Origin of the sequence: Cellulomonas chengniuliangii (assembly GCF_024508335.1) — a bacterium.
Lineage (GTDB): Bacteria > Actinomycetota > Actinomycetes > Actinomycetales > Cellulomonadaceae > Cellulomonas_A > Cellulomonas_A chengniuliangii.
On sequence record NZ_CP101988.1, the window covers coordinates 2,750,589 to 2,772,718 of the forward strand.

Here is a 22,130-nt window from a genome sequence, read left to right on the forward strand (position 1 = left end):
GGCCAGCGCGAGGCCGGCCATAGTCGATGTTCCACCCTTGAGCTCCACCCCCGGCTCGTTCGGCCAGGGACATGGGCCTGGACCCGGCCCCCGAAGAGACCTGGCCAGATGCTCCTTAGAAAGGAGGTGATCCAGCCGCACCTTCCGGTACGGCTACCTTGTTACGACTTAGTCCCAATCGCCAGTCCCACCTTCGACGGCTCCCCCTCTTGCGAGTTGGGCCACCGGCTTCGGGTGTTACCGACTTTCGTGACTTGACGGGCGGTGTGTACAAGGCCCGGGAACGTATTCACCGCAGCGTTGCTGATCTGCGATTACTAGCGACTCCGACTTCATGGGGTCGAGTTGCAGACCCCAATCCGAACTGAGACCGGCTTTTTGGGATTCGCTCCACCTCGCGGTATCGCAGCCCTTTGTACCGGCCATTGTAGCATGCGTGAAGCCCAAGACATAAGGGGCATGATGATTTGACGTCATCCCCACCTTCCTCCGAGTTGACCCCGGCAGTCTCCTATGAGTCCCCGGCATGACCCGCTGGCAACATAGGACGAGGGTTGCGCTCGTTGCGGGACTTAACCCAACATCTCACGACACGAGCTGACGACAACCATGCACCACCTGTACACCGACCTTGCGGGGAGCACATCTCTGCACTTTTCCGGTGTATGTCAAGCCTTGGTAAGGTTCTTCGCGTTGCATCGAATTAATCCGCATGCTCCGCCGCTTGTGCGGGCCCCCGTCAATTTCTTTGAGTTTTAGCCTTGCGGCCGTACTCCCCAGGCGGGGCACTTAATGCGTTTGCTGCGGCACGGAACTCGTGGAATGAGCCCCACACCTAGTGCCCAACGTTTACGGCATGGACTACCAGGGTATCTAATCCTGTTCGCTCCCCATGCTTTCGCTCCTCAGCGTCAGTTGCGGCCCAGTGACCTGCCTTCGCCATCGGTGTTCCTCCTGATATCTGCGCATTCCACCGCTACACCAGGAATTCCAGTCACCCCTACCGCACTCTAGTCTGCCCGTACCCACTGCAAGCCCGAGGTTGAGCCTCAGGTTTTCACAGCAGACGCGACAAACCGCCTACGAGCTCTTTACGCCCAATAATTCCGGACAACGCTTGCGCCCTACGTATTACCGCGGCTGCTGGCACGTAGTTAGCCGGCGCTTCTTCTGCAGGTACCGTCACTTTCGCTTCTTCCCTGCTGAAAGAGGTTTACAACCCGAAGGCCGTCATCCCTCACGCGGCGTCGCTGCATCAGGCTTGCGCCCATTGTGCAATATTCCCCACTGCTGCCTCCCGTAGGAGTCTGGGCCGTATCTCAGTCCCAGTGTGGCCGGTCGCCCTCTCAGGCCGGCTACCCGTCGTCGCCTTGGTAGGCCTTCACCCCACCAACAAGCTGATAGGCCGCGAGCCCATCCTTGACCGATAAATCTTTCCAGACGCTACAGATGCCTGTGCGTCTCGTATCCGGTATTAGCCGCCGTTTCCCGCGGTTATTCCAGAGTCAAGGGCAGGTTACTCACGTGTTACTCACCCGTTCGCCACTGATCAGACAGGGCAAGCCCTGTCGTCACCGTTCGACTTGCATGTGTTAAGCACGCCGCCAGCGTTCGTCCTGAGCCAGAATCAAACTCTCCGTAGATGTCTCATGGCACCCCACCACCGAAGCGGCAAGGAAACCGACACACGAAACAGCCCCACCCGAAAGCAGGGCCAGTTAATTCGGCTGATTCGAAGACGCCACCCACGGGGTGGACAACGCCTCCATGTCAACCAAGACTCACCAACCAGCAACCCCCCACCAAAAAGCGGGGAACCACCAGACGATGAACCATCTTGGCATCGACTACTTGGCACACTGTTGAGTTCTCAAGGAACAGACGCTCATCCCGTCAGACCCTCTCGGGCCCTCGTGAGGCGGCTATTCAATCTTACCGCATTTCCTCATCCCGTCAAATTCTCTTTTTCGGAGAATCTCTCGCGGTGAGGCACTTCCTATCCTAGGCGCATTTCGGAGGCGGTCTAAACCGCCTTCTCATCGAGCCGGGGATCGCTGCTCTCCAGGGGACCGGCCACCGTGGTGAACCCTCGGTGTCCGTTGCTCGCTCGGAGGCAACTTCGCTAACTTAGCGGAGGTCTTCCCGCCCGTCAAACCTGCGTGCGCTGGCTGCCGGGCGTCTACCGCCTCCCCGCACACCGGTGGATCAACGGCATGACCGTTGATCCGTGCTGTCTGGGGATGTCTCTCCGTGGGACCGGCCACCGGGTTTCTCACCTGCGGTGTCCGTTGCTCGCTCGGAAGCGACTGCGCAAACTTAACCCAGTGGCGCCCACCGGTCAAAGCCGCTGGCAGCGCCGCCCTGCCCGGCCGGAGCCACGCGGGGAGCCTCTCGCGGATGCCGGGGGCATCGTCGTCCGTCAGCTCCTGACCGGCATCGGCCCCGCGCGGAGGCGGGCGGCGGCCGTCGCGAAGGCGATGACGACAGCGGCCGCGACGGCCGCGAGCGCGGTGGCGGTGGACGCGGGGATCCCCTCGAGGCGCGCCTGGGCGATCCACCCGAGTCCCCAGACGATCGCCGCGGCCACCGCGAGCCGCCCACGCCCGTAGACGGCGATGGCCACGCCCACCGCTGCCACGACGGCGAGCACCGCGACCGCCCACCACTGCGGCGTGGTCCCGCCGTCGACGCCTGCGCCGTACAACGCCGCCGCGATGTTGGCGCATGTCGCGACGCACACCCACCCCAGGTACAGGCCCATCGTCCCGTCCGCGACCACTGCCTCCACCCGGCCGCGGGGCCGCGTGGTCACGAGCCGGCGGAAGGTCTCGGCGAGGACCGCGAGCAGCACGACGATCACGACCACGCTCAGCAGCACCACGCCGGCCTGCACGACGAAGATCCAGGCGGCGTTGAGCACGAGCGAGGCGGTCACGAGCCAGGCGATGCGACGGGGGTCGACGGCGTCGGTCCACTGCCACACCGTGTAGGCGCCCAGGCCGATGTAGATCACGGTCCAGATCGAGAACGCGCCTGAGCCAGGAGCCAGCAGGGTGGACTCGCTGGACAGCAAGCCGTCAGCCGCCTCCGCGATCGGGGTGCCGCCCAGCGCCCCTGAGCCGATGAACGAGGCGACGACACAGACGACGTAGACCACGGTGACGATGGCCTGGCGGACGCGGGGCGACCGATCGGGCGTCTGAGGAGCCATGCCGCGGGCGCTCTCCCCTGTGCCGCCGCGCCGCGCCGAGTCCCGTGCCGAGTCCCGCATGCCCGCCCCTCCCGGTCGTGTGGGCGTCACGCGACGTCATTGTCGGCGCGACGCGGGTCAAGCATTCCGTCAATCACGCGGAACCGCCCGTCGAGCGGCTGGGGAGCGCCCGTCCAAGCGTGGCGTGGCTCCGCCGTCCCCTACGGTCGTCGGGTGCCACGACAAGCCGTGCCTGCCCGCCACGAGACCTCTGCCCCGACGGACGAGCCGGACCCGGCCGCCCGCACCGAGGGCGCGCTCGACCGCGTCCGCTCCGAGCTGGCCCGGTGGACGGCGCCCGACGCGCGGCAGGAGCGCCTCCGTGCGGACTACCTGGCCCACGTGCGCGCCCACGGGACGGCGGCCCTCACCAAGGGCGGCCATCCGGCGCACCTCACCGCCAGCTGCGTGGTGCTGTCGGAGGACCTCGCCGAGACGCTGCTCTGCTTCCACCGGAAGGGCCAGTTCTGGGTGCAGCTCGGCGGGCACCTCGAGGCGTCGGACCGTTCGCTCCTCGACGCCGCGCGTCGGGAGGCGCGCGAGGAGAGCGGGGCGATGACGGTCCAGATCCTCGGCGAGGCCCCCTTCGACCTCGACCGCCACGCGCTCTCGGGCGGCTGGACGTGCGCGGAGCACCTCGACGTCGGGTTCGTGGCGGTGGTGCCGCGCGCCGCCGCCGTCGCGGCGAGCGACGAGAGCGAGGCTGTGGCCTGGTGGCCGGTCAGCGCGCTGCCCGCGGACTCGGTCTCCGGGCTCGCCGACCGGGTGAGCCGGGCCCGCCGTCACGCCGCCATGTGACCGGTTGAGCAGCCGGGCGCTCCACCTCGGGCGCCGCCAGGACGCGCACGTGGAGTGAGCGGGCGGGCGAGGGGACGATGCTCCCCCTGCCGTCCGGCGGGCCCGCGCCTACCGTGGACGGATGGCGATGCTCGCGTCCGCACTCGCGCAGGCCGCGTCGACGCGCACCGGGCACGCGTGCGAGGAGGGCGCCGGGTTCCTGCACGAGCCCGTCTCCGCCGTGACGAGCCTGGCCTTCGTCGTCGCGGGGGGACTCGTCATCATCGACGGCCTGCGCGCCGCACGGGCGGGGAACAGCCCTCCGGGCGCGCACCCGGGAACGGTCGCCTACGCGGCGCTCGTCGCGGGCATCGGGGTGGGCTCGGTGATCCAGCACGGCCCCGACCCGGCCTGGTCTGACGTCGCCCACGACCTGCCGCTGGTCGCCACGCTCGCGTTCGTCGCCGCCGACTCCGCAGCCGCCCTCGCCGGCAGGCGCCGCGCGTGGTGGTGGTGGGCCGCGCCGAGCATCGCGCTCGTCCCCGTCATGGCCGCGGCGCCCGAGGCCGCCGACGCCGCGCAGGCCGGCATCGCGACAGCAGCGGTGGCGCTGACACTCGCCCGGGCCTGCGCGACCCCGCGCCTGCGGCGACGCATCACGGCGAGCATGGGCGTGCTCGGGATCGGCGCCGCGATCGGCGCCCTCACCCGTGCGGGCGGTCCCTGGTGCGTGCCGGAGAGCGTGTGGCAAGGGCACGGAGCGTGGCACGTGCTGGCGGCGGCCGCGCTCGTGGTGCTCGCCCCCGTGATCGGCGATCCGGGAGGGCCCGGGCCCACGGGCGATCAGCAGGGGGTTGAGGCCTCCCCCGCGCGCTGGTGGCCCGCCTGACGCGCTGCGGCCTCGATGCGCGCTCGGTGCTCCGCCCAGCCGTCAGCGCCTCGGTCGGCGATGTTCGGGTCCCCCGCGCGCATCCCGGCGGCGCCGTCGATGAGCTCGCGGATGATGTCGGCGTGGCCTGCGTGACGGGCAGTCTCCACAGCCATGTGCACCAGGATCTGGTGCAGCGTGACCCTCCGGCGGTCCGGGCCCCACCATGGCACCTCGCCCACGGTGTCGATGGGCAGTGCGCGGATGGTCGCGTCGCTGTGCTCGGCCGAGTAGTGGTGCAGGTCGATGATCTCGGCCCGGGTCTCCTCGGCCGTGGCCCACATGTCCGCCTCCGGAGCCGCGTCCTGCGCGAACCACGGCAGCAGCCGGTCGGCGGGACGCCCGAACACCTCTCCGAAGTACCCGATCTGCACGCTCGCCACATGCTTCACGAGGCCGAGCAGGTTGGTGCCCGTGGGGGTCATGGGCCGGCGCGCGTCGTACTCGCCGAGCCCGTCGAGCTTGCCGAGCAGGTCGGCGCGCCGCGCCTGCAGCACCGTGAGCAGGGTCTCCTTGGGGTCCATCGCGCCACTATGACGCGAGGCGGTGACATCCGCCTCGCGCCATAGCGACGGCTACTGCCGGGTGAGGTCCACCCCGGCCTGGGCGGCGAAGTCCTCGATCAGGCGGCGTCCTTGCGCATCAGCCGCAGCGCGGATGGCCGACAGCACGACGTTCGGCCGCGAGGCGCTGTTCAGGGTGTTCGGGTTCGAGGACTTCACCGCGGGCTTCACCGACAGCACGCTCGACCCCATCCGGGCCGCACGGTTACCCATCCCGCTCATCCGGGCCACCGTCCCGTCCGTGTGAGCCGCGGGCGGCCGGCCCCTCCCCGTCCCGCGCCGGTAGCCGCCGTCGCGCGACCACGTCCCGCGCCCTGGCCACGACCGGCTCAATCCGCGCGGCATGGGCCCCGCGCCAGTACACGTGGCCGCAGTCCACGCACCGCCCGAAGTCGCGATAGCTCCGCGCCGTCCCCTCCCGCACCTCGGCGGCGACGTCCAGCGCCGCCACCAGCGCGAGCACTCCCCCGCACGCCGTGCACCGTGTCCACGGGGCGAGCGGCGGAGCGAACCGGTCGAGCACGTCGTCGAGCTGCTCGTCGGCGGAGGAGCCGCGCACCAGTGCGCCGTGCGGCAGGCTCCGGCGACGCAGCAGGCCGCGGTCCTGGGTGAGCAGCACCCGGCCCTCGGCGGCGGCGATCCGGGCCAGCGCGGGGTCGTCGGCCTCCGGGCGGTAGGCCGCGTCGAGCCCGAGAAGCCGCAGCCGACGGGTCAAGGACCCGAGGTGCACGTCCAGCAGGAAGCGGGGTGGTGACGACCCTGTCGCCTGGGGACGCCTGACGGGCTCGACCCGGAGAACGCCGTCATCGGCCCGGGCGGACGCCGCGACCGTGGCTCCGTCCACCGTGAGCGCCCCGACCTCCGTGAGGGGGACGCCCACGGACTCGACCACGTGCCCCCACGTGTCGGTGTCTGCGGCGCCCGCCGTGAAGCCCTCACCCCGGTGGCGCGGCGTCAGCAGGAACCGCAGCGCCGGGTCGATGCGCAGCCGGACAACTCGCACCCTCCCAGGGTGCTCGCTCCGCCGGGCCGGCGCCCGCCCCGCATGCCTGCGGCCGACCGTCATGTCAGGCTCGAGGTGGCAGATGGGGGACGACATGGACATCGCTGACGTCATGTCCTGGGCTACTCGGTACGAGGACGCATGGCGCGGTCAGGACGTCGCCGCCGTCGAGGACCTGTTCACCGAGCAGGCGGTCTACCGGCGCGGCGCGTACGACGACGAGGGCCTGCGCGGGCACGCCGCCATCGCCGAGTTCTGGCCGGATCCCGCCCCGTTCACCATGCGCGCGGAGCCTGTCGCCGTCGCGCCGCCCACGGCGGTGCTCCGCGTCGAGGTGCAGTACCTCGGCGACGTCGGCGACCAGCCCCGTGAATTCCGCGACCTGTGGGTGGTGCGGTTCGCGCCCGATGGGCGGGCCGAGCACTTCGAGGAGTGGGCGCACTGGCCCGGCCTGGACTACGGCGGCGCCGCCTCGGACTGAGCGCCGCGTCAGCCACGAGGCCAGGATGGCAGGGTGCTCCTCGTCGACGTCGCCACCACCTCCGCCAGCCTGGCGGCCACACGGTCCCGCCTCGCCAAGCGCGCACTGCTCGTGGACATGCTGCGCCGCGCGCATCCGGCCGAGGCGCCGGTGGTCGCCCGGTACCTCGGGGGCGAGCTCCGGCAACGACGGACCGGCCTGGGCTGGCGCTCGCTCGCCACGATGCCTGAGCCGGCCGCGGTCCCGTCCCTCGACGTCCTGGCGGTCGACGCCATGTTCGAGCAGATGTCCATGCTCGCGGGGCCCGGGTCGTCCACCGCGCGGATGGCGCTGGCCGCCGACCTGTTCGGCGCCGCCACCGAGGTCGAGCAGCGCCTGTTGCGCGGGCTCGTGGCGGGCGATCTGCGCCAGGGCGCGCTCGACGCCCTTCTGCTGGACGCGGTGGCGGAGGCGGCGGGTGTGCCGCTGGCAGTGGTCCGCCGCGCCGCGATGCTCGCCGGCGCCACGGAGCCGGTGGCATCGGCCGCGCTCGGGGCCCGCTCCCCCGACGAGGCGCAGGCGGCCCTCGAGGCGTTCGGCCTCACGGTGGGGCGGCCCGTGCGCCCGATGCTGGCGGCCTCGGCCCCCGACGTGGCCACCGCCATGGCGGGGTTCGCCGGACGAGAGGTGGTCGTCGACGCGAAGCTCGACGGCATCCGCGTGCAGGCGCACCGCGACGGTGACGACGTGCGCGTCTACACCCGGAGCCTCGACGACGTCACCGCGCGCGTGCCCGAGCTGGTCGCGGTGGTGCGCAGCCTGCCCGTCCGCACCGCGGTGCTGGACGGCGAGGCGCTCGCCCTCGACGCGGCAGGCCTGCCCCGGCCGTTCCAGGAGACCTCTGCGCGCAGCGCCACGCGCGACGTCGAGCTGGCGGCTGCGACGACCCTCGCCCCGTTCTTCTTCGACCTGCTGCACGTCGATGGGCACGACCTCATGGACGCGCCGCTGCGCGCACGGCTGGCCGCGCTCGACGCCGTGGCGGGGCCGCACGTCGTCGAGCGGGTCGTCACCCACGATGCGGATGCCGCCCAGGCCGCCTTCGCGGGATGGGTCGCGGCCGGGCAGGAGGGCGTGCTCATCAAGGACGCCGAGGCGCCCTACGAGGCGGGCCGACGCGGCGGCGCGTGGGTCAAGGTCAAACCCCGGCACACCCTGGACCTGGTGGTGCTCGCGGTCGAGCGCGGCTCAGGGCGGCGCGAGGGCCTGCTGTCGAACATCCACCTCGGCGCCCGGGACCCGGCCGGCGGGTTCGTCATGCTGGGCAAGACGTTCAAGGGCATGACCGACGAGATGCTCGCCTGGCAGACCCGGCGGTTCCGCGAGCTCGAGGTCGCCGACGACGGCTGGACCGTGACGCTGCGCCCCGAGCAGGTCGTCGAGATCGCCTTCGACGGGGTCCAGCGCTCGACCCGCTACCCGGGAGGGCTCGCCCTCCGATTCGCGCGGGTGCTGCGCTACCGGGACGACAAGACAGCCGCCGAGGCCGACACCGTGGAGATGCTCCAGGCGTTGGCCCCGACGGCTTCGCGTTGAGCGGGTGGGGATCGGTCGAGGCGACGGGTCAGGCGAGCGTCGCGGCCAGATCCTCCGACTCCGTGCCGAGGACGGCCGCCTCGACGATCTTGTCGACCACGTCGTCGCTCAGCGACAGGGACAGCGCGAGCTCGGCGAGGACGGGCTGGCGGGCGTTGTTGAGCATCTCCTTCTCCCCAGCGGAGAGCCCTCGCTCCTCCTGGCGCCGGGTGAGGTCGCGCACCACCTCGGCGGTCATGGACAGCTCGCCCACCCGCAGCTTCTCCTGGTTGGCCTTGAACCGGCGCGACCAGTTCGACTCCTGCTCGCCCGAGGGCTCCTGGAGGATGCGCAGCAGCTCGTGGGCCTGGGACTCGGCGTAGACGGGACGCAGCCCGACCTCCTCGGCGGAGTCGAGGGGCACCGCGACCGAGAGGTTCGTGCTGTGCACCTGGAGCTGGACGTACCGCCGGCTCGTGCCCTTGATGATCCGGTCCACCATCTGCGTGATGGTGGCAGGTCCGTGGTGAGGGTGGATGACGGTCTGACCCTCAAAGAGCTGCATCCTGTGCTGTTTCCTTCGCTGTGCGATCGTCGCCGAGCCCGATCGCGCCTCAGGCGTGAGCCCTGAGCGCGTGACCGCTCCCTCCGCCCGACGGCGGCCGCGTGGGGGCGGGCCTGGTGGGGCGTGGGGAGCGCAGAGGTCGATGCGTCCATGCGGATGAGCGCGCCCATCGCTCTGCGAGCCGGCACTTCTATTGTCCCACCCGCTTGCTGCGCGTGAACCCCGTGAGCCCCGTCACAGGCGCGGGCTGCCTGCCTCAGCGTCGGCGGGGACGAGCCGGATGGTCAGCGACGCCTTGTCAGGCCCGGTGACCGTGCCGACGATGGCCGGCCCGTGACGGTCGTACTTCGCGTGGTACGCCCGGTCGATCGCGGGGGCGCCCGACGGCTCGGCGTCCTCGAAGCGGACGTCCCGCTCGACGCCGCCGGCGCGGACGCGTCCCGTGCCGCTGGCCCGGGCCCTGCGGTACCAGGGGTTGTCGGGCCCGTATGCCGAGCGGACGTAGAGCCCGTCCCCCGCCCGCACGACCCACATGATGACCTCGGGGCGCAGGCTTCCGTCCGGGCGCCGTGACGCCAGACGCAGCTCCTCCGCGTCGCCGACCCTGGTCAGCTCGTCCTGCGTCCAGCTCGCCATCGCGCCCTCCGGATCGTCTCGTCGCGTCCGGCGCCGCGCCTCGACCGTGCCGCACCGCGCATCTCCCACTATGCGGCTCTCCGAGCGATCCGGCAGGGAGAGGGGCGCGCCGCCCACCTCGAGCGCGGCGCGCCCCTCTCACCCCCGTGCGGTGCTCAGACGCGCGCGGCGCCCTGCCACACGCTCTCGAATGGCGCGCGACCGGACATGCGCCCCTCGATGCCCGCGGTCACGAAGCTCTTCGCGTGGGCCACGGCGTCTCCCACGTCGGCGCCCTTCGCGAGCTCGGCCGTGATGGCGGCCGCGAGCGTGCAGCCTGCGCCCGAGACGCGCTCCTGGCCGATCTTGGGCGTCGACAGGACGGTGACCTCGTCGCCGTCGACGAGCACGTCGACCGCGTCAGCGCCGGGAAGGTCCACCCCGCCCTTCGCGACGACGTACCGCGGGCCGAGGTCCTGGATGCGGTGGGCCGCCTCGATGAGCTGGTCGACCGTTTCGATGACGTCCATCCCGGAGAGCGTGCGGGCCTCGAACAGGTTCGGGGTGACGACGGTGGCGAGGGGCAGCACCTGCTCGCGCAACGCGTTGTCGGTGTCGAGCGCCGCCCCGGGCTCCTGGCCCTTGCAGATCAGCACCGGGTCGAGGACGACGTGCCGCCACGGCTGACGGCGCAGGCCCTCGGCGACGACCTCGATGGTCGCCGGCGTGCCCAGCATGCCGATCTTGACGACGTCCAGCTCGTAGGCGGCGGTCGCGGCCTCCATCTGCGCGGCGATGACCTCGGCGGGCACCGGGAAGAAGCGGTGCCCCCAGCCGTTCGCCGGGTCGAACGAGACGATGCAGGTCACCGTCCCGAGGCCGTAGACCCCCAGTTCCTGGAAGGTCTTGAGGTCCACCTGCAAACCGGCGCCGCCCGTCGCCTCCGATCCGGCGATCACGTACGCGAGGTCGGCCACGGTGGGGCTCTTGTCGTTGTCGTGCATAGGAAGAGCCTCCCACGCCGGGGGGTGCTCGGCGCCGCCTTCTGCCGCGGTCGTGGCGAGGCTGGACGCGTCGCTGGCCGTGGCCGTCATCGCGGTCACCGTCGCGTCATGACCCGGCGGGCTCCACCCGCGCGTCGGGGCGCCCCTGCGCCGGGCGCCCCACCCGAGGCATGGCGAGCGCGACCACGGCGATCGCCAGCGCCGCCACCGCCACCGCGACGAACACGGCCGTCGCCGCGCCGCCGAACGCCTGCGGGTCGGCCGTCGCCTCCACGCCCCGCATCCGCGCGTTGACCAGCGCCCCGAGTGCCGCGACGCCCACGGCGCTGCCCATCGACCGGGCGAACATGTTCGCCCCCGTGACGACGCCCCGCTCCCCCCAGCCCACGCTCGACTGCGCCGCGATCAGGCTGGGCGCGGCGACGAGCCCCAGGCCCAGCCCCAGCACGAAGCACGAGAGGGCCACAGCCAGGACGGACGGGCTCGTCGACGTGGCCGCGAGCGCGCCGGCGCCCAGCACGGTGATCGCGCTGCCGATCATCACCGTGGAGCGGAACCCCCAACGCAGGTACAGCCGCCCGGCTTGGGAGGCAGAGATCGGCCAGCCGATGGTCAGGGTCGCGAGCGCGAGGCCGGAGGCCAGCGGCGACGAGCCGACCAGCGCCTCCAGGAATGTGGGCACGTAGGTGGTCACGCCCATCAGCACCACGCCGACGCCCACGGCGATCAGAGCAGTCGTCGCCAAGAGCCGGCGCGAGAAAACCCAGGGGGCCAGCACCGGCTCTGCGGCGCGCCGCTCGACCAGCACGAACACGACGAGCAAGACGAGCCCCGCCCCGAGCGTGCCGACGCCCTGCGGCGAGTCCCACGCCCAGGCGTGGCCGCCCTCGAGCAGCGCCAGGATGATCAGGGTGGTCGAGGCGGTGAGCAGCACGCCGCCCGCCCAGTCGATCCGGTGCGTGCGGCTCGGCACGGTCTCGTGGAACCGCCGCAGCAGCAGCCAGCCGGCGGCGACGCTCAACGGGACGTTGACGAAGAAGATCCAGTTCCAGGTGAGGAACTCGGAGAACACCCCGCCCAGCGTCGGCCCCACGACGGCCGAGACCGCCCAGACGCTCGCGAGGTACCCCTGCACCTTGGCGCGCTCGGCCAGGGTGTAGATGTCGCCCACGATGGTGATGGCCATGGGCTGGACGGCGCCCGCCCCGAGCCCTTGGACGGCTCGGAACGCGATGAGCGCGGGCATCGACCACGCGAGCCCGCACAGCACGGAGCCCAGCAGGAACAGCCCGACGCCGATGAGGATGATCGGCTTGCGGCCCACGGTGTCCGCGAGCTTGGAGTAGATCGGCACGCTCACGGCCTGGGTGAGCAGGTAGACCGAGAACAGCCACGGGAAGCTGGAGAACCCGCCGAGGTCGGCGACGATCGTCGGGACGGCCGTGGCGAGGATCGTGGAGTCGATCGCCACGAGCCCGGTGGTGACCATGATCGCGATGAGCACGGGGCCGCGCTCGGAGCGGAAGCCGATCGCGGCCGTGGCGGGGGAAGCGGTGCTCAGGGGTCTGGCCTCTCTCGATGTCCTGGGGTCGGCGCGTCGGATCGGCTCATCGCGACGCGAGCCCGACGGCCGTCTGCCGCAGGCCTCCCCCAGGCCCAGCCGTTCTGGGTCGGTCGTTGCACCATAGGACGCCGCGTGCGGCTGCCGCTCTGGTCGAGCGCGCCGACGCCGGCTCACCGCTGGACCGAGACGGACATCCCTGACATATTCGACAGAACTGATGCGCCGGGTGGACTCGACGAGGAGCAGCCCATGATCGCCTCGACAGCACAGCTCTGCGAGCACGGCCGCGCCCACGGCTACGCGGTCGCAGCCGTGAACATCCTGGACGACCTGAGCCTGCGCGCCGCGATCGACGCGGCCGTCGCCCGGTCGTCGCCCCTCATCGTGCAGGTCTCGGTGAAGACGGTCCGGTCGATCGGCGTCAAGCTCCTCACCACCATGTTCCGGCTGGCGGCGGGCGACGTGCGGGTCCCGGTGGCGCTGCACCTGGACCACTGCCCGGACCGCGGCGTCATCTCGGCGGTGGTGGCGGCTGGATGGTCCTCGGTGCTGTTCGACGCCTCTGACCGCGACCTCGACCAGGCCGAGCTCGAGACCACCGAGGTGGTGCTCGAGGCGCACCGGGCGGGCTGCGACGTGGAGTCGGAGATCGAGAACATCGTGGGGGTCGAGGACGACATCGGCTCGGACGAGTCGGCGCACGCCTACTCGGTCCGGACGCTGGCCGAGGTGGCCGCGCGCACGGGCGTCGACCTGCTCGCGCCGCAGCTCGGCACCGCCCACGGCCTGTACTCGAGCGCCCCTGTGCTGCTGCCTGATCGGGCGCGCCAGCTCGCCGCGCTGACGGACCTGCCGATCGTGCTGCACGGCGGCACAGGGCTCACGGACGGCGACTTCCGCGCCTTCATCGACGCCGGGGTGTCGAAGATCAACATCTCCACCGGCTTGAAGATGGCGTACATGCGCGCGGCGCAGGCCGCGACCGCTGTGGCCGAGGAGACCGGCCGGTGGGACCCGCCCACGATGTTCCGCGACATCCACCAGGCGGTGCAGGCCGAGGTGGCGGGTCGCCTCGACGCCTTCGGCTCCGCGGGCCAGGCCGAGGGCGCGATGGCCACGTTGGCCGTCCGATGAGCCCCGCCCTGCTGCTGGACTGCGACGGGGTGCTCGCGGACACCGAGCGCGACGGCCACCTGCCCGCGTTCAACGCCACCTTCGCGGAGGTCGGCCTCCCGCTCCGCTGGTCGGAGGCCGACTACGCGAGGCTGGTGCTCATCGGGGGCGGCAAGGAGCGCATGTCCGCCGCGCTGACGCCGGAGCTCATCGCCCAGGCGGGACTGCCCTCCGACCCGGAGGCGCGGCGCGAGCTGGTGGCGGACTGGCACCGCCGCAAGACCGCCGCCTACGTGGCCCTGGTCGAGTCGGGGGCGCTGCCGGGGCGGCCGGGGGTCGCCCGCGTCGTCGCCGAGGCGCACGCCGCGGGCTGGCGGCTCGCGGTCGCCTCGACGTCCGCCGAGCGCTCCGTGCGCGCGGTGCTCGACCACGCCGTCGGCGACGACCTCGCCGGCGAGTTCGCGGTCTTCGCGGGCGACGTCGTGGCGCACAAGAAGCCGGCGCCCGACATCTACCTGCTGGCCCTCGAGGGCATGGGCGTCGACCCCGCCGACTGCCTCGTCGTCGAGGACAGCGCCCTAGGGCTGCGCGCTGCGCTGGCCGCGGGCCTGACGACCGTCGTCACGGTCAGCACGTACACCCGCGACGAGGACTTCGCGGGGGCGGCCTTGGTGGTCAGCAGCCTCGGGGACCCGCCGACGTCGCCCACCGAGGTGCTCGCCAACCCGTTCGACCTGCGGATCAGGGACGAGGTCACGCTCGCCGACCTCGCCCGGCTCATCGACCTCGCCCGCACCAGCCCTGGACAGGGGCGGCCCACGAGCACGACCGCGACGCCCACGAAGGAGTGAGGCCATGCCCGTCGACCTGGCAGGCATCGAGCACGTCGTCCAGATCATCGCGCGGACGGCGGTCGACAACGAGGTGTACTTCGGCGAGCTCGACTCGGTGGTGGGCGACGGCGATTTCGGGTACTCGCTCGCGCGGGGCTTCGAGATCGTCCTCGCCGACTGGGACGACCTGGACCGCACCGACGCCGGCACGTTCCTGCAGAAGGTCGCGATGATCATCACCGGCCGGATCGGCGGGACGTCTGGGCCGCTGTGGGGCACTGCTTTCCTGCGGGCGGCGAGCGCGATCCGCTCGCAGGAGGCGCTCGACGGCGCGGCGGTGCTGGCGATGCTCGACGGCGCCGTCGCCGGCATCCAGGCGCGCGGCGGCGCCGCACTGGGGGACAAGACCCTGCTCGACGCGCTCGTGCCGCTGCGCGAGGCCATCGCCGCCAGCCTCACCGAGGGGGCGACCTCTCAGGAGGTGGTCGATGCCGCGGCCCTCGCTGCGCGCGCGAGCGCTGACGCGACCACTGCGCTGCAGGCCAGGCGTGGCCGCGCCGCCTACACCGGCGAGCGCAGCATCGGCTCCCCCGACGCGGGCGCCGTGGCCGTCGCCGTCATCGCGGAGCAGGTCGCCGCGCAGTGGCCCGACCCGATCCCCTGGCCGCACTGACCGAGCACGCCGCCCGACCCCACGCCTTGGAGGCAGCCGTGAAGAAGTTCATGAACGACGCGCAGCAGTTCGTCCCCGAGATGCTCCAGGGCATCGCCCTCGCCAATCCCGACACGCTGCGCTACGAGCCGAGGCACAACCTCATCATGCGGGCCGACGCGCCCCGCGACGACAAGGTCTCGATCATCCAGGGCTCCGGCTCGGGGCATGAGCCCGCCCACGTGATGATGGTCGGGCGCGGGATGCTCGACGGCGCCTGTCCCGGCGACGTGTTCGCGGCGCCGCCCATGGACTACGTCTACGAGTCGGCCAAGCGGCTCGCCTCCGACGCAGGCGTTCTGCTGCTGGTCAACAACTACACCGGCGACCGGATGGCCTTCGAGATGGCCCAGGAGCTCGCCGAGGCCGACGGCATGAAGGTCCGCACGCTGTTCATCGACGACGACGTCGCCGTCCAGGACTCGACGTACACCGTGGGTCGGCGCGGCGTCGCCGGGAACTTCTTCGTGATGAAGGCCGTCGGAGCCGCGTCCGAGGAAGGCGCGGGGCTCGACGAGGCGATCCGCATCGGCGAGAAGGTCAACGCCGCGACCCGCTCGATGGGCATCGCGCTGACCCCCTGCACTCCCCCGGCCAAGGGCTCCCCGCTGTTCGAGCTCGCCGACGACGAGATCGAGGTCGGTGTCGGCATCCACGGCGAGCCGGGCCGCCGCCGCGCGAAGCTGGTCTCCGCCGACGAGATCGTCGACGAGCTGCTCGGAGCCGTCGTGCCCGATCTGCCGTACGAGTCCGGCGACCGGGTCGCGCTGATGATCAACGGTCTGGGCGGGACCCCGATCTCGGAGCTGTACGTGCTGTACGGGATCGCCCACCGCAAGCTCGCCGAGCGCGGCATCACCGTCGGCCGCAGCTACGTGGGCGAGTACTGCACCTCGCTCGAGATGGCCGGCGCCTCGCTGACGCTGGTCAGGCTCGACGACGAGATCGAGCGACTCCTCGAAGCCCCGGCGGAGGTCGCCTACCGGGTGTTCTAGGGCGGGGCGCTCACGAGACGGACCGCGCCTGTCGGAGGGGCACGGCATCATCGGCGGCATGCCCGCCGCTACTCGCAGAGCACCCCTCGAGCTCGTCGTCGCCGATCGGGCGGCGTGGCGGGCGTGGTTGGACGCGCACGAGGACGACGCGGACGGGGTGTGGCTGCTGCTCGCGAAGAAGGGCACGTCCTCCCCGACGTCACTGGCCTACGCCGAGGCCCTCGACGAGGCGCTGTGCAGCGGCTGGATCGACGGGCAGCGCCGCGGGCACGACGCCGCGACGTTCTTCCAGCGCTTCACCCCGCGCCGCGCCCGCTCGATCTGGTCCGCGCGGAACGTCGAGCACGTGGCCCGCCTGCTCGACGAGGGCCGGATGCGCGCGCGAGGGCTGCGGGAGGTCGACCGCGCCCAGGGTGACGGCCGGTGGGACCGCGCCTACGCCGGGGCGGCGACGGCCGCAGTCCCCGAGGATCTGCGGGCGGCGCTGCTCGCCGCCCCGGGCGCGCAGGCGAGGTTCGACGCGATGACGGGCCAGGACCGGTACGCGCTGCTGCACCAGCTGATGACGGCGTCGACCGAGACGGTCCGGGCCAGGCGCCTGGAGCGGCTCGTCGAGGCGCTCAACCGCGACGACGCTGCCGACGCTCCCCGGTGAGCCCGTCCTCGGCGGCGCGGGAGCAGCGCTCGGCGAGGACCCCGAACCCGGCCGCGAGCTCCGCCGGCTCGACGTCCGTGATCTCGGCGTCGAATCTGCCCAGCGAGGCGGCGAGCGCCACCCAGGACCAGGAGCCCGCCGAGAGCCGGCAGCGCCCGTCCCCGAGGTCGGCCACGACGCCGTCGCCCGCGAACGGCGCCACCTCGCCCGCGGCCACGGCCAGCGTCACGGCGCCGACGCAGGGCCAGGCGTTGGACCGGTCGGCGCCCTTGAACCGCGCCGCCACGTACTCGGCGACGTCCCCGCCCGGGACCTCGCGGGGGGCGAACCGCCGGCCGGTGGGCGTCCGCGGCGAGATCCGGTCCAGGCGGAAGGTCCGCCACCCGTCCGCGTCGACGTCCCACGCCAGCAGGTACCACCGCCCGGACGAGGTCACCACATGGTGCGGCTCGACCCGCCGGGCGGGCCGATCAGGGGCGTCGGAGGCGTAGTCGAACGCGAGGACCTCGTGCCGGCGGGCGGCCGCGCTGACCGTGACCAGGACGTCCGGGGCCACGGTCGGGACCGCCGCGCTCCCGGGCGTGGGCACGGGGGTCACGTCGAGCGAGTCGATGCGGTGGCGCAGCCTGGCAGGCATGACCTGTCGCACGGTGGCCAACGCGCGCGCCGCCGCCTCGTCGACCCCGATGCCGCTGACCGAGGCCGCCTGGAGCGCCACGGCCAGGGCGACCGCCTGCTCGTCGTCGAACAGCATGGGCGGCAGCTCCGAGCCGGCGTCGAGGCGGTAGCCGCCGTCGGGCCCCTTGACGGCCGTGACCCGGTAGCCCATCTCCCGCAGGTGCTCGACGTCCCGTCGGACGGTGCGCGGGCTGACCTCGAGCCGCTCGGCCAGCACCTGCCCAGGCCAGTCACGTCGCGTCTGCAGCAGCGAGAGCAGCCGCAGCAGACGTGAGGTCGGCGTCGTCATGGTCGCCAAACTAGTGGAGGTAGAGGCCGGGATCTGACCGCTACTCCTGGAAGTGTCCAGGACACGCCCCGGGCAGCGGGGCCATCCGACACTCCCGAGGAGCACCCCATGACCGTGAGCACCACGCCCCACCTGAACTTCCGCGGCCAGGCGCGCGCCGCCCTCGAGTTCTACCAGTCCGTCTTCGGCGGCGACCTGGCCGCCATCACCTATGCCGACGCGGGCGCCGTCACGGTCGCTGACGAGGCCGACCAGATCATGTGGGGGCAGGTGTCCTCCGAGGCCGGCTTCCGCGTCATGGCCTACGACGTGCCCGCGCACACCCCGTGGGAGCCGGGCGCCAACCCGTTCTTCGTCTCCGTCCGCGGGGCCGACGCCGAGGAGGTCACCGGGTACTGGAAGAACCTCGCCGACGGGTCCGCCATCGCCGTCCCGCTCGCCCCGGCCGCCTGGGCGCCCCTGTACGGGATGCTCACCGACCGCTTCGGCGTCACCTGGGTCCTCGACGTCGAGGCCCGCTGGGACGCCAGCTAGCCGTTCGACGCCCCGGAGCCTCTTCGCCCGAGAAGCCGGAGCAACGCCAGAGGCCCTCGTGATCCGAAGATCACGAGGGCCTCTGTACTGCCACTTCACAAGTAGCGGGGGCAGGATTTGAACCTGCGACCTCTGGACAAGATCGGAGGCCTGCCCCGGGCTACCTGAGACTTCGGGTCCCTCTGGGAAACCTCGGGTGGTTGAGGAGATTCCTCATTGGACGGTTTCCACTGTATCGGATCGTCTCGGAGCCGTTGCCCGTGGTTTCCGATGACCTTCTGATGACGCGTCGAAACCCCGGCACGTGGCCTCCGTCAACGGCCCATGCGTCACCGGATCATGCGTTGGTCGACCGATCATGGCTGTCTCGCCTTTCGGCCTGGCGGTGGTCTTCGGCGTGGGCGGTGCGGGGTCGCCACGGCTCTTGCGCGTGCGCGAGCCAGACCTTCTCGGGATCGAGCGCGCGGATTCGCCGTTGCCCTTCGGTACGCGGCTCGTCCAACTCACCGAACCACACTGCAGTGTCGCCACAGATGACGACTGGACGTCCCCCGGTCTCGACCACCACTACCTGTGAACCGGGCGTATGACCCGGCGTTGGGACGAGCCGGACGCCGGGAAGTAGCTCGAGTTCTCCGTCGACCGGCACGTACTGCAGGTCGGGAGCGTCGACCCACTCGCGAATGGTGTAGTCGTCCTCGCTACGGGCGTCATCCAGCTCCCGGCGCTGAACGTAGATCGGCCGTCCGGCGAAGAGGTGGTTGCCGCCGCAATGGTCGGCGTGCAGGTGCGTGTTCACGACGATGTTGATGCCAGCGGCGTCGAAGTCCTGCTCGCTCAATGGATAGAGGCGGGGATCGAAGGCGGCCACCACCGCCGGGTGCAGCTCCGTCATGCCGGTGTCGACCAGGACCCGACCATCGGGATGGTCGATAACGTGCACGCATACGGGCATTACCTCGCCCTCGACGAACAGCTCGGCGACGAGGACCGGCGTGACGGTGATGGCGCCGTCGGCGTTCATCGGTCTCGGCTTCCGTCGCTGGCTGCGAGCGGGAGCCCCTGGCTGAGGATCGGAATGATGATGCTCGCTGCCAGCAGGTGCGCCGCGACCAGAACCGCCTTGCTGGCGGCGTCGTCCGGCAGTGCCATCGGCGGGACAAGCAACAACCCGGTTGCGACAAGGGCCACTACGAGGAACCGGCGGCGAGCGCGAAGAAGTCGGGCCATCAGGACGCCCACGGCTGCCCCAACGACGGTCCACAGCGCGAAAGCGGGGATTGGAATCGGTGTGGCGTCCACTTCGAGGCTGACGTCAGCGACGCGCGCGATGGCAGCCACGGCGGTGGTGCCCACGGCCGCGATCGCGCTGGCCGAGGAGCCCCGTCGAACGAGAGCCAGGGTGCTCGGCTGGGCTGACTCGGTGCTCAGCCCACGATGTGTGGCCTGGGAAGTTGTCATCGGTGAGTTCCTTCCTTGGTGCGTGCAGCCTTGAGATGCCTGTCGAGGTTGTCGAGCCACGGCGCTTGCTTGTCGGGGCCGAACGGGACAGTGCCCCAGCCGGCCACCATTTCGGAGAAGTACTCGTTCTCCCAGTCCGCTCCGCTCCCGTAAGAACTGGAGACGACGCGCAGGATGCAACTGCCTCCTGATGCAGCTTCGATCAAGAACTCGGTCGCTATCGGGGAGATCGATGCGAGTTCCTCGTCGGTGACTTCGTGTCCGGCAGTGTCGGCCACCCACTCGCGCATCTCCTGGGTCATCGGCCACGGCTCTTCATAGGCGAAACGCCGATTTGGGTTGTAGTCGGTGATGACACCGTTCGACCGGAACCCGCCGTGATCGAACGAGACGTCGCCACCGATCTGCGGGTCCAGCCGGGTTGGCACCATCCACGCCGAGATCCCGTCCGCGGTCGCGATGGCTTGCCACACCTGCTCTGGGGTGGCGGCCAGCTCTCGGGTGTGCTCGACCCGGTGTTCGACGCGGCCGCGCCGGTCGGGATTGCTCACGAGTCCTCCATGGGCCTGGGGTACGACGAGACAGTGAGGCGGTGGGGTCGTCCGTCATCGTGGTGGTATCGGGCGGCTAGGTCGGCGACGGCCGATTGAAGCTCGGCAGCGAACGCAGCGCGATCCTCGGGAGACTTGAACCCGATCACCGTGTCGACGGTCAGGGTCGGCACCCGCGTCCCAGTCGCCGCGTTCCTAGTCATCGAACCGACCTCGGACACGGCCCGGGCGTTCACCGCCACCAAGTACGCAGCCGAGAGACGATCGGCCATCTCGTTCGGGTCGGGCACCTTGCCTTCGAGTACGTCCGGGGCGACGACCAGATGTCGTGCCGAGCGCTGCACGTAACGCTCAGTGATGCCACCCCATGTGCGTTCGCCAGCCGGCTCAACCAGTCCATGGGCCTCCAGCGCCTTCAGGTGGTAGTTCACCTTTTGACGGGTCAACCCGACTGACGACGCGACGGATGCCGCTGACCCAGGTTCAGCCAAGGCATCGAGGATCGAGGCCCGAATGGGATCCAGCGCTACTTCGACGGCGCCGGCCTCCCTAAGTACGCGAATCTCGTCCACGGACCGAGGCTAGGCCTTGACAAGAATTATTGTCAAGGGTCGCCGTTGGGGTGGCCACTAGAGGCCAAGGTCTTTGCTCGAGGTAGTCGCGAGGGCCTCGAGGGGTCGGATGTAGCGGTTGACGAGGACGGAGAGGTCCTTGTGCCGGGTCTGGGCGGCGATCCGGTCCAGTGGCACACCGGCCAGTGCTGCGGTGGTGGCGTGGCCGGCGCGCATCGAGTGCGCGGTGATCCGGGTGCCGTCGAGTCCTGCGGCTTCGGCCCGGGCGCGGAGCATCCGTGCCGGGACGTGTCCGCTGAGCGACTGGAGGCTGATGGTGCTGCCCCAGATGCGCGTGAAGACCGGGCCGGGGGCTGCGCCGCGGATCTCGCGCCAGGCGTTCAGGGCGGCGACTGGATCGGTGGCGGCGTGCTGGCCGTGGGCGACGCCGACGACGGCGCCGTGACCTTCGGGGTCGGTCTTGGAGCGTCGGATGTGGAGCATGATCCCGGCTGGCTTGTTCTCGATGTCACTGAGCGTGAGGGCAACGAGCTCGGAGCGCCGCAGGGCGGAGGCGTAGCCGAGCAGGATCATCGCGGTGTCGCGGATGCCGATGGGCGTGGTGCGGTCGATGGCGTGGATGATCTGGCGGATCTCCTCGACCGACAGCGGGCGGGCTAGCCGCCGGGGTGCCGAGCCGTAGGTGCGGCGCAGGCCGCGGCGCACTTGGCGGACGGCGAGGGCATCGGCCGGGTTGTGCAAGCCGCACGTGAGGTGGACATGGCGGATGACCGTGCAGATCAGGTCGAGGGTGCCCATCGCGCGGCCGGCGGCGGCCTGTTCGGTCAGGTAGGCGCACACCGCAAGCGGGTCACTCGGCAGCACCGGGACACCGCGGCCTGCGCACCAGCGTTCCCATCGGGACCAGACTCCGGCGTAGACGTGACGGGTGGACTCGGTCCTGGCCGCGGCGATCGCGGCGGCGATCCGCTCGGCGTCGGTGTCGGTCAGGCCGCGCGGCATCACGCCGGTCGGGTCGACGGGATGGACAACAGCGGTCGCCGGCAGCGCGGCGCTCATCATCGTGGTCATCGCCCTGTGGTAGCGGCGGCCCCGCCAGCCGCCACGACCGGGCAGACGCCGAGCCGACGAGTTCGTCAGTGAAGGCTGACTTTGTGATGACCGAGTCAAGTTAGAAAGCTTTCAGGCTCGGTTCCCCAGAGGGAACCGAGCCTGAAATTCGTAGCGGGGGCAGGATTTGAACCTGCGACCTCTGGGTTATGAGCCCAGCGAGCTACCGAGCTGCTCCACCCCGCGTCGGTGTCTTCACCCTACGGCACTGGTGGGAGGACCGCCAAATCGGTCACGGCCGCGCCGCGCCCAGGCGTCCGGGAACCGGCCCCGGACGCACCGCGGGGCGGTGGCTCGTTCGTCCACCGCCCCGCGCCGCCACA

The 22,130-nt window shown here is 71.2% G+C and carries 24 protein-coding genes, 1 tRNA gene and 1 rRNA gene; 10 read left to right on the top strand and 16 right to left on the bottom strand.

The genetic code is table 11. From position 1 onward, the window contains the following. Positions 1 to 119: 119 nt before the first annotated feature. Together NP064_RS12750 and NP064_RS12755 are read right to left on the bottom strand one after the other, a co-directional pair. A 16S ribosomal RNA gene (locus NP064_RS12750) occupies positions 120 to 1,643 on the bottom strand. A 776-nt stretch (positions 1,644 to 2,419) separates the two neighbouring features. Continuing rightward, positions 2,420 to 3,211: a tryptophan-rich sensory protein gene (locus NP064_RS12755; protein WP_227570492.1), complete on the bottom strand. Its 792-nt coding sequence runs from the start codon at positions 3,209 to 3,211 to the stop codon at positions 2,420 to 2,422. Positions 3,212 to 3,424: 213 nt separating this feature from the next. On the opposite strand from NP064_RS12755, the gene NP064_RS12760 reads away from it, so the two are divergent. Then, positions 3,425 to 4,048 (top strand): NUDIX hydrolase, encoded by a 624-nt coding sequence (locus NP064_RS12760; RefSeq protein WP_227570491.1) that lies wholly within the window; start codon positions 3,425 to 3,427, stop codon positions 4,046 to 4,048. Between the two features lie 121 nt (positions 4,049 to 4,169). Next, the gene (locus tag NP064_RS12765) at positions 4,170 to 4,916 is read left to right on the top strand and encodes a hypothetical protein (protein ID WP_227570490.1); all 747 of its coding nucleotides are present in this window, start codon (positions 4,170 to 4,172) and stop codon (positions 4,914 to 4,916) included. Here NP064_RS12765 and NP064_RS12770 read toward each other — a convergent pair. Genes NP064_RS12770 through NP064_RS12780 form a run of 3 tightly spaced genes read right to left on the bottom strand, consistent with a single transcriptional unit; the run spans position 4,871 to position 6,521 of the window. After that, positions 4,871 to 5,479 carry a DinB family protein gene (locus NP064_RS12770; protein ID WP_227570489.1) on the bottom strand — a complete coding sequence of 203 codons (609 nt, stop codon included), beginning with the start codon at positions 5,477 to 5,479 and terminating at the stop codon, positions 4,871 to 4,873. The genes NP064_RS12765 and NP064_RS12770 overlap by 46 nt on opposite strands. Before the next feature lie 51 nt (positions 5,480 to 5,530). Continuing rightward, positions 5,531 to 5,740 (bottom strand): hypothetical protein, encoded by a 210-nt coding sequence (locus NP064_RS12775; RefSeq protein WP_227570488.1) that lies wholly within the window; start codon positions 5,738 to 5,740, stop codon positions 5,531 to 5,533. After that, positions 5,724 to 6,521, bottom strand: a complete 798-nt coding sequence (locus NP064_RS12780; RefSeq protein WP_227570487.1) for a Mut7-C ubiquitin/RNAse domain-containing protein — start codon at positions 6,519 to 6,521, stop codon at positions 5,724 to 5,726. Before NP064_RS12780 ends, NP064_RS12775 begins: the two co-directional genes overlap by 17 nt. A 94-nt stretch (positions 6,522 to 6,615) precedes the next feature. On the opposite strand from NP064_RS12780, the gene NP064_RS12785 reads away from it, so the two are divergent. Together NP064_RS12785 and NP064_RS12790 are read left to right on the top strand one after the other, a co-directional pair. Then, on the top strand, positions 6,616 to 7,002 hold the full coding sequence (locus NP064_RS12785) for a nuclear transport factor 2 family protein (protein ID WP_227570486.1): 387 nt from the start codon (positions 6,616 to 6,618) through the stop codon (positions 7,000 to 7,002). A gap of 33 nt (positions 7,003 to 7,035) precedes the next feature. Then, the gene (locus tag NP064_RS12790) at positions 7,036 to 8,577 is read left to right on the top strand and encodes an ATP-dependent DNA ligase (RefSeq protein ID WP_227570485.1); all 1,542 of its coding nucleotides are present in this window, start codon (positions 7,036 to 7,038) and stop codon (positions 8,575 to 8,577) included. A gap of 28 nt (positions 8,578 to 8,605) precedes the next feature. On the opposite strand, the gene NP064_RS12795 is transcribed toward NP064_RS12790, so the two are convergent. From NP064_RS12795 to NP064_RS12810, 4 genes are all read right to left on the bottom strand, one after another. Next, positions 8,606 to 9,121: a CarD family transcriptional regulator gene (locus tag NP064_RS12795; protein ID WP_227570484.1), complete on the bottom strand. Its 516-nt coding sequence runs from the start codon at positions 9,119 to 9,121 to the stop codon at positions 8,606 to 8,608. Between the two features lie 234 nt (positions 9,122 to 9,355). Further along, on the bottom strand, positions 9,356 to 9,757 hold the full coding sequence (locus tag NP064_RS12800; protein ID WP_227570483.1) for a DUF2255 family protein: 402 nt from the start codon (positions 9,755 to 9,757) through the stop codon (positions 9,356 to 9,358). A 155-nt stretch (positions 9,758 to 9,912) separates the two neighbouring features. Continuing rightward, positions 9,913 to 10,740 carry a bifunctional hydroxymethylpyrimidine kinase/phosphomethylpyrimidine kinase gene (gene thiD / locus NP064_RS12805; RefSeq protein WP_255624102.1) on the bottom strand — a complete coding sequence of 276 codons (828 nt, stop codon included), beginning with the start codon at positions 10,738 to 10,740 and terminating at the stop codon, positions 9,913 to 9,915. A gap of 106 nt (positions 10,741 to 10,846) precedes the next feature. Next, positions 10,847 to 12,229 carry an MDR family MFS transporter gene (locus tag NP064_RS12810; protein ID WP_227570495.1) on the bottom strand — a complete coding sequence of 461 codons (1,383 nt, stop codon included), beginning with the start codon at positions 12,227 to 12,229 and terminating at the stop codon, positions 10,847 to 10,849. A gap of 324 nt (positions 12,230 to 12,553) precedes the next feature. On the opposite strand from NP064_RS12810, the gene NP064_RS12815 reads away from it, so the two are divergent. From NP064_RS12815 to NP064_RS12835, 5 genes are read left to right on the top strand one after another with little or no spacing between them, the layout of a single operon-like run. Then, positions 12,554 to 13,438: a class II fructose-bisphosphate aldolase gene (locus tag NP064_RS12815; protein ID WP_227570482.1), complete on the top strand. Its 885-nt coding sequence runs from the start codon at positions 12,554 to 12,556 to the stop codon at positions 13,436 to 13,438. After that, complete coding sequence (locus tag NP064_RS12820; RefSeq protein WP_227570481.1) at positions 13,435 to 14,268, top strand: HAD-IA family hydrolase; 834 nt, start codon at positions 13,435 to 13,437, stop codon at positions 14,266 to 14,268. Before NP064_RS12815 ends, NP064_RS12820 begins: the two co-directional genes overlap by 4 nt. 4 nt (positions 14,269 to 14,272) lie before the next feature. Continuing rightward, complete coding sequence (gene dhaL, locus NP064_RS12825; RefSeq protein ID WP_227570480.1) at positions 14,273 to 14,923, top strand: dihydroxyacetone kinase subunit DhaL; 651 nt, start codon at positions 14,273 to 14,275, stop codon at positions 14,921 to 14,923. Positions 14,924 to 14,961: 38 nt separating this feature from the next. Continuing rightward, the gene (dhaK, locus tag NP064_RS12830; protein WP_227570479.1) at positions 14,962 to 15,957 is read left to right on the top strand and encodes a dihydroxyacetone kinase subunit DhaK; all 996 of its coding nucleotides are present in this window, start codon (positions 14,962 to 14,964) and stop codon (positions 15,955 to 15,957) included. Positions 15,958 to 16,015: 58 nt separating this feature from the next. Continuing rightward, entirely contained in the window at positions 16,016 to 16,612 is a 597-nt protein-coding gene (locus tag NP064_RS12835) for a YdeI/OmpD-associated family protein (RefSeq protein WP_227570478.1), read from the top strand. Here the strand turns inward: NP064_RS12835 and NP064_RS12840 are convergent. Beyond that, positions 16,578 to 17,579, bottom strand: coding sequence for a helix-turn-helix transcriptional regulator (locus tag NP064_RS12840; RefSeq protein ID WP_227570477.1), 1,002 nt, complete (start codon positions 17,577 to 17,579; stop codon positions 16,578 to 16,580). The genes NP064_RS12835 and NP064_RS12840 overlap by 35 nt on opposite strands. Before the next feature lie 108 nt (positions 17,580 to 17,687). Between NP064_RS12840 and NP064_RS12845 the strand changes: the two genes are divergently transcribed. Beyond that, the gene (locus NP064_RS12845; RefSeq protein WP_227570476.1) at positions 17,688 to 18,113 is read left to right on the top strand and encodes a VOC family protein; all 426 of its coding nucleotides are present in this window, start codon (positions 17,688 to 17,690) and stop codon (positions 18,111 to 18,113) included. 337 nt (positions 18,114 to 18,450) lie between these two features. Here NP064_RS12845 and NP064_RS12850 read toward each other — a convergent pair whose 3' ends face one another. From NP064_RS12850 to NP064_RS12875, 6 genes are all read right to left on the bottom strand, one after another. Continuing rightward, positions 18,451 to 19,137 carry an N-acyl homoserine lactonase family protein gene (locus NP064_RS12850; protein WP_227570475.1) on the bottom strand — a complete coding sequence of 229 codons (687 nt, stop codon included), beginning with the start codon at positions 19,135 to 19,137 and terminating at the stop codon, positions 18,451 to 18,453. Beyond that, complete coding sequence (locus NP064_RS12855; protein WP_227570474.1) at positions 19,134 to 19,574, bottom strand: DUF6069 family protein; 441 nt, start codon at positions 19,572 to 19,574, stop codon at positions 19,134 to 19,136. The genes NP064_RS12850 and NP064_RS12855 overlap by 4 nt, the downstream gene beginning before the upstream one ends. Beyond that, positions 19,571 to 20,125, bottom strand: a complete 555-nt coding sequence (locus NP064_RS12860; protein ID WP_227570473.1) for an SRPBCC family protein — start codon at positions 20,123 to 20,125, stop codon at positions 19,571 to 19,573. The genes NP064_RS12855 and NP064_RS12860 overlap by 4 nt, the downstream gene beginning before the upstream one ends. Continuing rightward, positions 20,122 to 20,697: an ArsR/SmtB family transcription factor gene (locus NP064_RS12865; RefSeq protein WP_227570472.1), complete on the bottom strand. Its 576-nt coding sequence runs from the start codon at positions 20,695 to 20,697 to the stop codon at positions 20,122 to 20,124. The genes NP064_RS12860 and NP064_RS12865 overlap by 4 nt, the downstream gene beginning before the upstream one ends. Positions 20,698 to 20,754: 57 nt before the next feature. Next, positions 20,755 to 21,768 carry a site-specific integrase gene (locus tag NP064_RS12870; RefSeq protein ID WP_227570471.1) on the bottom strand — a complete coding sequence of 338 codons (1,014 nt, stop codon included), beginning with the start codon at positions 21,766 to 21,768 and terminating at the stop codon, positions 20,755 to 20,757. Between the two features lie 151 nt (positions 21,769 to 21,919). Further along, positions 21,920 to 21,993: transfer RNA gene (locus NP064_RS12875), tRNA-Met, on the bottom strand. Positions 21,994 to 22,130 lie beyond the last annotated feature (137 nt).

Excerpts from the sequence above, each read along its gene's own strand:
- dhaL (WP_227570480.1), top strand. The coding sequence starts at position 14,273 with ATGCCCGTCGACCTGGCAGGCATCGAGCACGTCGTCCAGATCATCGCG.
- NP064_RS12870 (WP_227570471.1), bottom strand. The coding sequence starts at position 21,768 with ATGACCACGATGATGAGCGCCGCGCTGCCGGCGACCGCTGTTGTCCAT.
- NP064_RS12840 (WP_227570477.1), bottom strand. The coding sequence starts at position 17,579 with ATGACGACGCCGACCTCACGTCTGCTGCGGCTGCTCTCGCTGCTGCAG.
- NP064_RS12810 (WP_227570495.1), bottom strand. The coding sequence starts at position 12,229 with ATGGTCACCACCGGGCTCGTGGCGATCGACTCCACGATCCTCGCCACG.
- NP064_RS12785 (WP_227570486.1), top strand. The coding sequence starts at position 6,616 with ATGGACATCGCTGACGTCATGTCCTGGGCTACTCGGTACGAGGACGCA.
- NP064_RS12850 (WP_227570475.1), bottom strand. The coding sequence starts at position 19,137 with ATGAACGCCGACGGCGCCATCACCGTCACGCCGGTCCTCGTCGCCGAG.
- NP064_RS12835 (WP_227570478.1), top strand. The coding sequence starts at position 16,016 with ATGCCCGCCGCTACTCGCAGAGCACCCCTCGAGCTCGTCGTCGCCGAT.
- NP064_RS12800 (WP_227570483.1), bottom strand. The coding sequence starts at position 9,757 with ATGGCGAGCTGGACGCAGGACGAGCTGACCAGGGTCGGCGACGCGGAG.
- NP064_RS12770 (WP_227570489.1), bottom strand. The coding sequence starts at position 5,479 with ATGGACCCCAAGGAGACCCTGCTCACGGTGCTGCAGGCGCGGCGCGCC.
- NP064_RS12855 (WP_227570474.1), bottom strand. The coding sequence starts at position 19,574 with ATGACAACTTCCCAGGCCACACATCGTGGGCTGAGCACCGAGTCAGCC.
- NP064_RS12820 (WP_227570481.1), top strand. The coding sequence starts at position 13,435 with ATGAGCCCCGCCCTGCTGCTGGACTGCGACGGGGTGCTCGCGGACACC.
- NP064_RS12755 (WP_227570492.1), bottom strand. The coding sequence starts at position 3,211 with ATGGCTCCTCAGACGCCCGATCGGTCGCCCCGCGTCCGCCAGGCCATC.
- thiD (WP_255624102.1), bottom strand. The coding sequence starts at position 10,740 with ATGCACGACAACGACAAGAGCCCCACCGTGGCCGACCTCGCGTACGTG.
- NP064_RS12795 (WP_227570484.1), bottom strand. The coding sequence starts at position 9,121 with ATGCAGCTCTTTGAGGGTCAGACCGTCATCCACCCTCACCACGGACCT.
- NP064_RS12775 (WP_227570488.1), bottom strand. The coding sequence starts at position 5,740 with ATGAGCGGGATGGGTAACCGTGCGGCCCGGATGGGGTCGAGCGTGCTG.
- NP064_RS12845 (WP_227570476.1), top strand. The coding sequence starts at position 17,688 with ATGACCGTGAGCACCACGCCCCACCTGAACTTCCGCGGCCAGGCGCGC.
- NP064_RS12765 (WP_227570490.1), top strand. The coding sequence starts at position 4,170 with ATGGCGATGCTCGCGTCCGCACTCGCGCAGGCCGCGTCGACGCGCACC.
- NP064_RS12815 (WP_227570482.1), top strand. The coding sequence starts at position 12,554 with ATGATCGCCTCGACAGCACAGCTCTGCGAGCACGGCCGCGCCCACGGC.